We start from the raw sequence: 11,062 nt of genomic DNA, 5'->3' as shown, positions 1-11,062 counted from the left end.
AGGAGGCCATGTGCAGTCACTGACCGTAGGGGTTCTCGCTGATCCGGGGCTGCCGGAAAAGGTGGCCCGTCGGGTGGCCGAAGACCTGCCGCGGGCGCTCGCGGAACGCTCCGGCCCGGAGATCTCCTGGACGGTGGAGGTCAGCCGCGAGACCCTGCCCCTGACGGCCGAGGGGAACATCCCGCTGCTGGACAAGGCCGGCCGGCTGCGCGAGGAGCACGGGTGGGACTTCGTGGTGTACCTGACGGACCTGCCGCGCGTCCACGACGGGGAACCGCTGCTCTGCGAGATCGGCGCGGCCGACGCCGCGGCGCTGGTCTCGCTGCCGGGCCTGGGCGCCGACCACTTCTCCCGCAAGACCTGCCGGCTGCTGGCCGCCCTGGTCGGCGCGATCCGGGACGGCGCCGAGGACGCCCCTTCGCCGTCCGCGGTGCACGGGGCCCTGGGACGGGCGGCGGCGCGCAAGGTCTCCTCGGGGGAGGCGGGAGGCGCGGCCTACGTCGTGCTGCCCGGGCGGATGAACCGGCTGCGGCTGCTGATCGGCATGATCCTGAGCAACCAGCCCGGGCGCCTGCTGCCGGCCCTGGCCAGCTGTGTGGCGGCCGCGGCTGCCACCGGCGCCTTCGGCATCTTCTACGCCTCCATCTGGAACATGTCCGACGTCCTGTCCCCGCTCCGGCTGGCCACGATCAGCGTGGTGGTCACCGCCGCGCTCAGCGGCTGGCTCATCCTCCACAACGGCCTGTGGAACCGTTCCGCGGACGACGGCGAACCCTGGCGGTCCCGGTCGGACAACGCCTCCACCGTCATCACCGTGTGGCTGAGCGTGGCCCTGATGTACGTGATCCTGTGGGCGATGCTGCTCCTCGTGGGCCTGGCGGTGATCGAGGCCGGCTACCTCGAGTCCCAGCTGGGCCATCCCGTCGATCTCCTCGACTACCTGCACCTGTCCTGGCTCGCCGCGTCGCTGGGCACCCTGGCCGGCGCCCTGGGCTCGAACTTCGACAGCGACGAGGCCATCCGCGAGGCCACCTACAGCCGCCGGGAGCACCAGCGCCGCCGGCTCGCCGACACCTACGAAGACTGACCCGGCGCGGCCGGGGCCACCCCGGCGACCGGCGGGCTCAGGCCAGCAGGGCCTCGGCCTCAGGCCAGCAGGGCCTCGGCCGCGCGGCGCCCGGAGCGCAGGGCGCCCTGAGTCGAGCCGTCGGTGCGGTGGTCGCCGCACACGTACAGGCCGTCGCCGAGGGCGGCGGGCCGGTCGGCCACGAGCCCGGGCGGCTGCTCCGGCAGCGCCCGGCGCACCTCGTGCACGGTCAGCAGGTCCCAGGCGGCGGCGTCGGCGGACCAGATCGTGCCCAGCTGCCGGCGGACGTCGGCCTCGGCGGGGAGCTCGGCGCCCCGCGGCAGGAGGGCGGTCGCCTGGATCAGCGCCCGGCCGTCCGGGGCGTAGCTGGGGGCGGCGTTGCTGACCACGGCCGTGTCGACGAGCGGGCCGGTCGACTCGCCCGGCAGGACCAGGCACCCGAGGTCGGAGGGCGCGGCGTCCGCCGCGAACCACCAGGTCGCCTCGCCCTTCATGGGGGTGTCCGGCAGGTCCAGGAGCCGGGCGGCGGCCGGGCCCTCGGTGGCCACGACCACGGCGGACGCCCGCCAGGCGGCGTCCCCGGCGCCCACGGTCCACCCGTTCCCGGTGCGCTCCACCGCGTCCACGCGGGCACCGAGGACGGCCGGGGACCGGAGCCCGTCGTGGATCCAGGCCGGGAGCGCGCCCATGCCCCCGGTGGGCAGGCCGGGGGTGCCGAGCAGGAACCAGCCGACGAGCTCGCGCACGAAGGCGGCCGAGGTGCGGCCCTCGTCCTCGAGGATCACGCCCGCCAGGAACGGCTCGAGCACCAGGTCCCGCAGCGGTCCCCGCACTCCTGCGGCGTCGAGGGAATCGTGCCAGGGCAGGTCCCGCCGCTCCCGGCGCCGCGCGCGGGGGTCCAGGCCCGGGGCGAGCCAGGCAGCCAGGGCGGGCAGCCGGCGCAGCTCCACGAGCGGGCTGCGCAGCGTCCCCGGCAGCCGGGAGGGGACGCGGCGGGGGTCGGCGAGGACGTCGATGCCGTCGCCGCGGCGGACCCCGGCGGCGGCGTCGAACTGCTGGATCCCCAGGGCCGCGACGTCCACGCTGCGCCGCAGCTCGGTGTAGGCGGGGTTGAGCACCTGGAACCCGCGGTCGCAGCGGAAGCCGTCGACCGTGTCGGTGCGGATCCGGCCCCCGACGCCGTCGGAGGCCTCCAGCACCACCACGTCCAGTCCGTGCCGTTCGAGCAGGTGGGCGCACTGCAGACCGGCGAGCCCGGCGCCGACGACGACGACGTCGTGGTCCACGGGAACCTCCTAGCGGATCGGGACGGCCGCGGCGGGATCGAGCTCCGCGGCCGGTGCCGCGGCCCGGGCGGGGATCGTGAACAGCGCCGACTCTACGGTCAGGCCCGGCCCGAACGCCAGGGCGCAGACGGTGCGGGTCTCGTCCGCGGGGGCCGCGTCGATCACCTGGCGCAGGACGTGCAGGACGGTCACGCTGCTCATGTTGCCGCGCGTGGCGAGCACGTCGCGGGACTCCCGCAGCGCCTCGGGCGGCAGCCCCAGGGTGTCCTCGAGCTTGTCGAGGATGCCGCGGCCGCCGGGGTGGAGGGCCCAGTCGGTGATGCGGTCCCGGTCGACGGACCCCTCCGGCCCGTCCAGCAGCGCGGCGAGGGCGGTGTGGATGTTGTCCTCGAGGACCTGGGGCACCGCGGCGCCGAGGATCATCTCGAACCCGGCGTCGCCGATGGTCCAGGCCATGGCGTCCTCGCCGTCCGGGATCACGAGGGTGCGGAACCGGTCGAGCTCGAGCAGCGGGGTGACGCCCTCGGGCGTCCGCGCGCTGACCACGGCCGCCGCGGCGCCGTCGGCGAAGAGCGCGGCCCCCCGGATGGCGTCCGGGTCCCGGGCCGGGCGCAGGTGCAGCGTGCACAGCTCCACGGCCACGAGCAGGACCACGGCGTCCGGGTCCGCCGTGGCGATGGCCGCGGCCTGGCGCAGCCCGATCAGCCCGCCGTGGCAGCCCATGAAGCCGATGTGCGCGCGGCGGACGGCCGGGTCGAGGCCGAGGTCCCGGACCAGCTGGTAGTCGGGGCCCGGGGCGAAGAAGCCGGTGCAGGAGACGGTCACCACGTCGGTGACGGTCGCGGGGTCGAGCCCGGGGCAGCGGGCGAGGGCGTCCCTCGCGGCCTCGGCGAAGAGCGCGGGGGCCTGCTCCACGTAGGTCCGGTTCCGGACGCCGGTGAGGGGGGTCAGGAACCGGCCGTCCTCGGTGATGTACGGGGATCCGGCGCGGGCGCCGTCCTCGACCAGCTCGGACAGCACCGTGTGCCGGCGCTGGACCCCGGAGGCGCCGAACACCGTGCGCAGCAGCCGGGCGTTGAGCCGGTCGGTGCCGGGCTGGGCCTGGTAGAGGTCCTGGGCGTCGGTCTGCTCGAGCACGTGCGGCGGGAGGGCCGTGCCGAGGGACAGGAGTGCGGGCGTCATCCCGTCCAGTATCCGTCCTCGGGCCGACAGGTGCCACGGAGGGCGCGCGGGGGCCGGGCGGACCCGCGGCCGGCGGGTCCGCCCGGGGCCGCCTCAGACAGTGCGGGTCGCGGCGTCGAAGTCCAGGCGCGGCAGCCGGTCGTGGCGCGGGGCGGCGGGGGCGCCGATGTTCACGACCATCAGCGCGCGCAGGCTCGTCCCCGCGTGGAACTCGGCGTCCACCCCGGGGGCGTCGAAACCGCCCATGGGGCCCGCGGCGAGGCCGACGGCGCGCACGGCGAGCACGAAGTACCCGGCCTGCAGGTGGGCGTTGTCCCGGCCCATCTGCGCGCGCAGCTCCTCGTTGCCCGCGAACATCTTCTGGTTGCCGGCGGCGGGCGGGAAGAGGGCGGGCAGGTGCTCGTGCCAGTCCACGTCGTAGCTGAGCACCGCGACGGCGGGCGCGGCGGCGGTCTTCGCCCGGTTGCCCTCGGCCATGTGCGGGAGCAGCCGCTCCCGGGCCTCCGCGGAGCGGATCCACGTCACGCGCAGCGGCTGGATGTTCATGGCGGTGGGGCCCATCTTGGCGAGCTCGAAGGCCGCCCGGAGCTGCTCGTCGGCCACGGGCTCGTCGAGGAACTCCGAGGCCGTGCGGGCCTCGCGGAAGAGGAGGTCGGCGGCGAGGGCGTCGAGGGTGAGCTGGTCCTGCAGGGTCTCGGGAGCCACGGGAAGTCCTTTCGGGGGCACGAACAGGTTGATGTACACGTCAACAAAGAGCGGGGCGGGTCTATGCCGGGGGCCTCGTGTGCCGTCCGTCACGTCGCGGTGCCTCCCGCTGGGTACCCTGGCCCCATGCCCCTTCGTCCCTCGCAGCTCCTGCCCGGCGCGGACCGCCGCGCGGTCCGTTCCGGCGCCGCGGTGCGCGCCCTGCGCCTGGGCGCGGTCCTGTGCGGGACGGGCGTGCTCCACCTCGTCCGGCCCGCGCTCTTCGACGGGCTGATCCCGCGGTCCCTGCCCGGCTCGCCCCGCGCCTGGACGCTGGGCTCCGGGGTGGCGGAGATCGGTGTGGGGGCGCTGCTGCTCCGTCCCGGCACCCGCCGCGCCGGCGGCTGGGCCGCGGCCGCCCTGTTCGTGGGCGTGTGGCCGGGCAACGTCACCATGGCCTGGCGTGCCCGCCGCGGCCCCCCGGTGCGGCGGGCCGTGACGCTCGTGCGGCTCCCCCTGCAGGTCCCCCTGATCGCCGGAGCGCTCCGCATCGTCCGGGCGGGCTGAGCGCCCGCAGCCTCGTCCGGGGCGACGTCCCGGACCCGGTCCGCGGGGTTCGCATTCGGTCACACACGCACACCCTCCCTACGCTGGGCAGAGCACAGGAGCGGGGGCTCCGTTTCCGCAGGGGGATCGCTCTCGCTCCAGTCCATCGGGGGGTGGGCTCTGCGCACCATGCCGCCTCCCGTCCTGACGGCCGGAGGAATCCTTGACCACCACCCGCAGCACCACCGCTTCCCTCGCGCTCGCGGCCGCCCTCGCCCTCGTCCCGCTGGGCTCCGCCGCGGCGGCGACCGGGGCCACCGCACCCGCGGCCCCGGCCGTCCAGCCGGTCCCGGAGGCCCCCGTTGCCGCCCCCGGTGCCGACTCGACGGCGGCGACCGACCGCTTCGTCGTGAAGTTCCGGGACGGCACCGCCCCCGAGGACTCCCGCGACGTCGTGTACGCGCAGGCCGCCGGCCGGTCCGGGGGCGCCGGGCTCGTGGAGACCACGGCCACCGCGGACGGCGCCCAGGTGGTGCGGACCGACGGGATGCTGGCCGGCGCCGAGCTCGACGCGCTGACCACCGCCCTGGAGCAGGACCCCGCCGTGGAGTACGCGGAGCCGGACCTCCTGGCGACCACCACCGCCGTGCCGAACGACCCGTCCTACGCCGCGCTGCAGTGGAGCCTGTGGGACGACCCGGCCGGACTGGGCATGCCCCTCGCGTGGGACCGGGCCACCGGCGCCGGGCAGACCATCGCCGTCGTGGACACCGGCATCACCGCCCACCCCGACCTGGACGCCAACGTCCTGCCCGGCTACGACTTCGTCTCCACGGCCCAGAACGGCCGGGACGGCGACGGGTTGGACGCCGACCCGACGGACATGGGCGACTACCCCGACGCCGTGCTGTGCCCCAACAGCCCCATGCCCCCGAGCTCCACCTGGCACGGCACCCACACGGCCGGCATCGCCGCGGCCGACGCGAACAACGGACTGGGCGTCGCGGGGGTGGCCCCGGACGCGAGGATCCTGCCCGTGCGCGCCGTGGGCGCCTGCAGCCAGGGGTACATCACCGACGTCGCCGCCGGCGTCCTGTGGGCCGCCGGCGCCCCGGTGGCGGGCGCCGCCGCCAACCCGAACCCCGCGACGGTCATCAACCTCAGCCTCGGCGTGCCGGGGGAGTGCCCGGCGGTGCTGCAGTCCGCGATCAGCGAGGCCGTGAACCGCGGGATCCCCGTGGTCGTGGCCGCGGGCAACCAGGCCGTGGACGCCGCGCAGTCCGCGCCGGCCAACTGCGCCGGCGTGATCTCGGTCGCCGCGACGGACGTCTCGGGCGCGCTGGCCCCCTACTCCAACTTCGGCTCGGTCACGGTCGCGGCCCCGGGCGGGGACCCCTACGCGCAGATCCTCTCGACCGGCAACGCCGGGGCGCAGGGCCTCGGCGCACCCACGTACACGGAGCGCAACGGCACGTCCATGGCGGCCCCGGCGGTCGCCGGCACCGTGGCGCTGCTCCGGGAGCTCGCTCCGGGGCTGGGCGTGGCGGGTCTCCAGGACGCCCTGACCTCGACGGCCCGGCAGGCCCCCGGCGGGTGCGCGCCCGGCTGCGGCGCCGGCATCGTCGACCCGGTCTCCGCGCTGGTCGCGGTGCAGGGCGGCGAGCCCTTCAGCACCGCGGGCGGCATCGGGGCGCTGCACCGGAAGATCGGCGCGACCACCGGCGAGGCCCGCTCCCGGGAGCTGTGCGCCCTGGGCGGCACGCCCTGCTTCCAGGAGTTCGCCAACGGCTGGATCGTCTGGAACGCCGGCCTCGGGGCCCGCTGGCAGCAGGTCCTCCCGGCCCAGTGGTGGGCGATCCCCGCCGCCGGCTGACCCTCGCCCCGCCCGCCGGCGCCGTCCACCCGCTCGGGGTGGGCGGCGCCGTCGTCGTCCCCGGGCCGTTCCTCCGAGACGACCTCTAAGTCCAGCGAAAAGCATGGATCTTCCCATTCGGTAACACGAGCAGACGCTCCGTACGCTGAGCGCAGCGGCGCCGACTCCCCGCTTCCCGTGGTCGGCGCGCCGCAGCTCCCCCGCTGCGCGCTGCACCCCCCACCGGCTGGAGAGTCCATGACGTCCTTCCACGGCCGCGCCCTGACGGCCGCCCTGGTCCTGATCCTGGCCGGCGCCGCGGCCCCCGCCGCGGCCCGGCCCCCGGCCGAGGCCACCGTGCCCGCCGCACCGGCGCCCGCGCCCGCTGCGGAGGGGGCCGGGAGCCCCGGCGCGACCGACCGGGTGATCGTGAAGTTCAATGACGGCGCGGAACCCGCCCCGCGGGCCCGCGAGCGCGTCTACGCGGAGGCCGCGGAGCGGATCGCGCCCGGGGGCGCGGCGGCGGGCGAGCCGGCGGCGGCGCCCCTGCTGGACGAGATCAGCCGGACCGTGGACTCGGCCCGGGTCGTGGCGGCGGACGGGCTCCTCGACGCGGAACAGCTCGAGACCCTGACCGGCGCCCTCGAGGAGGACCCGGCCGTCGAGTACGCCGAGCCGGACCACCTCGCGAGCATCGCCGCGGTGCCCGACGACCCGTACTACGCGACGTCGCAGTGGAACCTCCAGCCCGCCGCGGCAGGCCTCGACCTGCCCAGCGCCTGGGACCGGGCGACCGGCAGGGGCCAGACCATCGCGGTCGTGGACACCGGGATCACGTCCCACCCCGACCTGGACGCCAACGTGGCACCGGGCCACGACTTCGTCTCCCTGCACGCCGGGGGCGTGCAGCCGGGCCACTCCCGCGACGGGGACGGCTGGGACCCTGACCCACGGGACGAGGGGGACCACGCCGGTCCCGGCGAGTGCGGATCCGGCTCCGCCGCCCGCTCCTCCTCCTGGCACGGCACGCACACGGCGGGCATCGCGGCGGCGCGGGGCAACAACGGCACCGGTGTGGCCGGTGTCGCCCACGGCGCGACGCTCCTGCCGGTGCGCGCCCTCGGGGCCTGCGGGGACGGGTACGTGTCCGACATCGCCGTGGCCATCGCCTGGGCCGCCGGCGAGGACGTCGACGCCGTCCCGGCGAACCCCCACCCGGCGACCGTGGTGAACCTCAGCCTGGGCTTCCTCTCCAGCACGTGCCCGGCCGCCCTGCAGGACGGGATCGACCGGGCCCTGTCCCGCGGGGCGAGCGTGGTCGTGGCGGCGGGCAACCACGATCGCGACGCCAGGATGGAGTCCCCGGCCAACTGCCGGGGGGTGATCACCGTGGCCGCCAGCACCGCCCAGGGCGCCCGCGCCGGGTACTCAAACTGGGGCCGGGTCACGCTGGCCGCCCCGGGCGGGGACCCCTCCCGGCAGATCCTGTCCACCGCCGACACCGGGAGCGCCCGGCCCGGCGGCGGCACCTACTCCTACAAGTACGGCACCTCGATGGCCAGCCCCACGGTCGCAGGGGTCGTGGCGCTGGTCCGCGAGACGGACCCGTCCCTCTCCCCGGCCCAGGTCAAGGAGGTCCTGGCCGCCACGGCCCGGCCCCTGCCCGGGTCCTGCCCGGGCGGCTGCGGCGCAGGGCTCGTGCACCCCAGGGCCGCCGTCGCCCGGGCCACGCTCCAGGAGGGCTACCGCACCCAGGGCGCCATCGGCGCCCTCCACGCCCGGATCGGCGCCTCCACCGGGGCGCCGCGCTCGCACGAACGGTGCGGCCTCGCCCAGGACGGCTGCTACCAGGAGTTCGAGCGCGGAGCCGTCTACTGGAGCGCGGACTCGGGCGCCCGGTGGGTGCACGGCGGTGTGCGCGGCGCCTGGAACCGCGCCGGCGGCGTGAACGGCCTCCTGGGCTATCCCCGGACCGGGGAGCGCGACAACGGCGCCGGCGGCGTCCACCAGCACTTCCAGCGGGGCACGGTCGTCTGGAGCGCCGGGACCGGTGCGGCCCCCGTGCACGGCGCCGTCGGCGCGCGCTGGGCGGCCCTCGGCGCGGAGACGGGTCTGCTGGGGCACCCGCTGGGCGGTGAGCACCGCGGCCCGGACGGCGGGGCGCACCAGTCCTTCGAGCGGGGCAGGATCCTGTGGTCGCCCGCGACCGGCGCGCAGCCCGTGCGCGGGGCGATCGGCCGGGCCCACGCCGACCTCCGGGGCGAGCACGGCCGCCTGGGCTACCCGGTGACCCCGGAGCAGCGCTCCGGGGACACGGTCGTCCAGCGCTTCCAGGGCGGATCGATCGGCTACCGCCACGGCGCGATCACGGTCTCCGCCCGCTGAGCGGGCCCGGGCCGCCCGGACCCGCTTCAGGAGTTGAGCTGGTGGATGCGGGCGTTCAGGACCGTGGCGAAGCCGCACCAGCCGGCGTAGGGGAGCAGAGCGGCGCCGTGCAGGGGCCGTGCCTGCGCCGCCCGGCGCGCGAGATCGGCGGTGCTGACGGTCAGCGCCGCGGCCGTGACCGTGGCCAGGCCGGTGTCGTGCTTCGTGAAGAAGACCCAGCTCCACCCTGCGTTGAGGGCGAGGTTCAGCGCGAGCGCCCGGCGGTAGCCGCGCTCGCGCCGTGCCGCCTCGGACGGGGCGCACCCCGGGCGCCGGATCGTCCGCACCCGCGGTCCGCGGCGGTGCGCGCCCGGGCGGGTCTGCCGCTGCAGCTCGGTGAGCACGGCCGCGGAGGTCACCGCGAGATCCGCGTAGAGCACGGTCCACACGACCGGGAACACGGCGGCCGGCGGCTGCAGCCCCGGCTTCCGCAGGTCCCGGTACCAGGGGCTGTCCACCCCGGCGGAGGCCGCGGTGCCGGCCGCGGCGGCCGCCCCCGTCTGCGCGCTGGTCTTGAGCAGGTTCGTCCAGAACATGGGTCAGTCCTTCGTCTCGGTGGTGTCCGGGTCCTCGGCGGCGTGCCGCCTCCCGACGGCGTCCCGGGGGCCGGTGCGGTCCGGTGGGCCGGCGCCGTCCGGACGGGTGCCGCCGGAGGCGTCCGCCCGCTGCCGGGCCCAGGTGCCCAGGATCCCGGCGACCACCGCCCCGGCGTGGCCGGCGGCCATGTCGCCCATGGTGTCCAGGTAGCCCACGTTCACCCGGGGGTCCACCAGGTAGTAGCCGGCGAACTCGAGGTACTCCCACACGAGGGCCAGTGCCGCGCCCAGGGAGCTGACCAGGACCACGTGGGAGACCGGGCCGGGGGACGAGAGCCGGGACCACCGCTCGAGGGCGCGGAACGTCAGCTCGGCCAGCACCGCGGTGGCCGCGAAGTGGACGACCAGGTCCCAGTGGTCGTACCTCTCGTAGAGCAGGAACACGGAGCTCCAGGCCGCGACCAGCAGCGTCAGGTCCGTGGTGATCTCCAGGGCCGCGGGCAGCCGGGCCCGCCACGTGATGGTGATGGCCAGGCACACGAGCATCATCACGGAGGCGCCCACGGCGTCGAAGAACAGGGCGGTGAGCAGCACGGAGAGCGGGCCGAGCCACCGCACCGCCAGGGCGAGCCGGCTCATGCGCGGCCCCCCGGCAGCCGGTGCCCCAGGCGCGCCTGCCACCGCTCCCACGGGCGCTCGTCGGCCCAGTTGAGCCGGATCGTCCGGAAGGCGCGCGCCAGCCGGCGGACGGCGGGGCGCCCGCCCCGCAGCGCCCGCGGGGACATGCCCACGGACAGGCCGGGCCGGAAGAGGATCCGGTGCGCCGGGTCCAGCCGGAAGCTGAGGTCGAAGTCGTCGTGCAGCTCCGGGTCGTGCCGGTGGACGCCGTCCCGGACCTCGAGCCACCAGGAGCGGCGCATCGCCATGTTGGTGCCGAACAGGGGAGGGTGGGCCAGCGCGGCGGCCGTGCTGAGCACGTACAGGCCGATGTAGAGGGCGGAGAGCAGCCGGTCGAGGCCGGGCGGCAGGCCGTGGAAGCGGCCCGGGCCGGCCACGGCGACCACGTCGGGGCGGGACGCAAGGGCCGCGAGCAGCCCGGCGATCCACTCCGGGCCGGGGACGGTGTCCGCGTCGCAGCGCACCACCACGTCCCCCCGGGCGGCGTCGTAGCCGGCGGCCGCGGCGAGCGGGATGCCCGGCGCGGGTTCGAACACCACGCGGGCCCCGGCGGCGCGGGCCACGTCCGCGGTGCCGTCGCTCGAGGCGTTGTCCACCACCACGATCTCGTCCGGCGGCCGGGTCTGCGCGGCGAGCAGCCCCAGGCAGCGCGCGAGGTGCACGGCGTCGTCACGGGCCGGCACGACCACGGACACCGTGGGGGCGCCGGACGCCCCCGCGGGTGGGTGGCCGGGTCCGGTCGGGTCTCTGCTCTCCGTCATGGCCCCATTCTCTCGCGCCCGTGCCC

General features: G+C 76.6%; 10 protein-coding genes. 4 read left to right on the top strand and 6 right to left on the bottom strand.

What is annotated here, in order from left to right; genetic code table 11:
• Positions 1–73: 73 nt before the first annotated feature.
• Complete coding sequence (locus E7Z53_RS00275) at positions 74–1,087, top strand: hypothetical protein (protein ID WP_176336890.1); 1,014 nt, start codon at positions 74–76, stop codon at positions 1,085–1,087.
• 59 nt (positions 1,088–1,146) lie between these two features.
• Here the strand turns inward: E7Z53_RS00275 and E7Z53_RS00270 are convergent, their stop codons facing one another.
• The 3 genes from E7Z53_RS00270 to E7Z53_RS00260 all read right to left on the bottom strand — a co-directional run bounded on the left by E7Z53_RS00270 (position 1,147) and on the right by E7Z53_RS00260 (position 4,260).
• A complete protein-coding gene (locus tag E7Z53_RS00270) occupies positions 1,147–2,373 on the bottom strand; it encodes an NAD(P)/FAD-dependent oxidoreductase (protein WP_176336889.1) in 1,227 nt (408 codons plus the stop codon).
• Between the two features lie 9 nt (positions 2,374–2,382).
• Positions 2,383–3,555 carry a type III polyketide synthase gene (locus E7Z53_RS00265; protein WP_133410964.1) on the bottom strand — a complete coding sequence of 391 codons (1,173 nt, stop codon included), beginning with the start codon at positions 3,553–3,555 and terminating at the stop codon, positions 2,383–2,385.
• A gap of 93 nt (positions 3,556–3,648) precedes the next feature.
• The gene (locus tag E7Z53_RS00260; RefSeq protein ID WP_176336888.1) at positions 3,649–4,260 is read right to left on the bottom strand and encodes a malonic semialdehyde reductase; all 612 of its coding nucleotides are present in this window, start codon (positions 4,258–4,260) and stop codon (positions 3,649–3,651) included.
• A gap of 126 nt (positions 4,261–4,386) precedes the next feature.
• Here E7Z53_RS00260 and E7Z53_RS00255 point away from each other — a divergent pair, with 126 nt between their 5' ends.
• The 3 genes from E7Z53_RS00255 (at position 4,387) to E7Z53_RS00245 (ending at position 9,022) form a co-directional block, all read left to right on the top strand.
• The gene (locus E7Z53_RS00255) at positions 4,387–4,806 is read left to right on the top strand and encodes a DoxX family protein (RefSeq protein ID WP_176336887.1); all 420 of its coding nucleotides are present in this window, start codon (positions 4,387–4,389) and stop codon (positions 4,804–4,806) included.
• A 202-nt stretch (positions 4,807–5,008) separates the two neighbouring features.
• Positions 5,009–6,658, top strand: coding sequence for a S8 family serine peptidase (locus E7Z53_RS00250; protein WP_176336886.1), 1,650 nt, complete (start codon positions 5,009–5,011; stop codon positions 6,656–6,658).
• Positions 6,659–6,895: 237 nt separating this feature from the next.
• Positions 6,896–9,022: a S8 family serine peptidase gene (locus E7Z53_RS00245; RefSeq protein WP_176336885.1), complete on the top strand. Its 2,127-nt coding sequence runs from the start codon at positions 6,896–6,898 to the stop codon at positions 9,020–9,022.
• Positions 9,023–9,048: 26 nt separating this feature from the next.
• Here E7Z53_RS00245 and E7Z53_RS00240 read toward each other — a convergent pair whose 3' ends face one another.
• Genes E7Z53_RS00240 through E7Z53_RS00230 form a run of 3 tightly spaced genes read right to left on the bottom strand, consistent with a single transcriptional unit; the run spans position 9,049 to position 11,036 of the window.
• Entirely contained in the window at positions 9,049–9,597 is a 549-nt protein-coding gene (locus tag E7Z53_RS00240) for a TspO/MBR family protein (RefSeq protein ID WP_176336884.1), read from the bottom strand.
• 3 nt (positions 9,598–9,600) lie between these two features.
• On the bottom strand, positions 9,601–10,236 hold the full coding sequence (locus tag E7Z53_RS00235; protein WP_176336883.1) for a hypothetical protein: 636 nt from the start codon (positions 10,234–10,236) through the stop codon (positions 9,601–9,603).
• Entirely contained in the window at positions 10,233–11,036 is an 804-nt protein-coding gene (locus E7Z53_RS00230) for a glycosyltransferase family A protein (RefSeq protein ID WP_176336882.1), read from the bottom strand. Before E7Z53_RS00230 ends, E7Z53_RS00235 begins: the two co-directional genes overlap by 4 nt.
• Positions 11,037–11,062 lie beyond the last annotated feature (26 nt).

The sequence above is a fragment of the Kocuria salina genome (assembly GCF_013368965.1).
In the GTDB taxonomy this organism is placed as follows: Bacteria; Actinomycetota; Actinomycetes; order Actinomycetales; family Micrococcaceae; genus Kocuria; species Kocuria rosea.
Note: the sequence above shows the minus strand (reverse complement) of the source record. Positions and strands in the feature narration are given on the sequence as shown.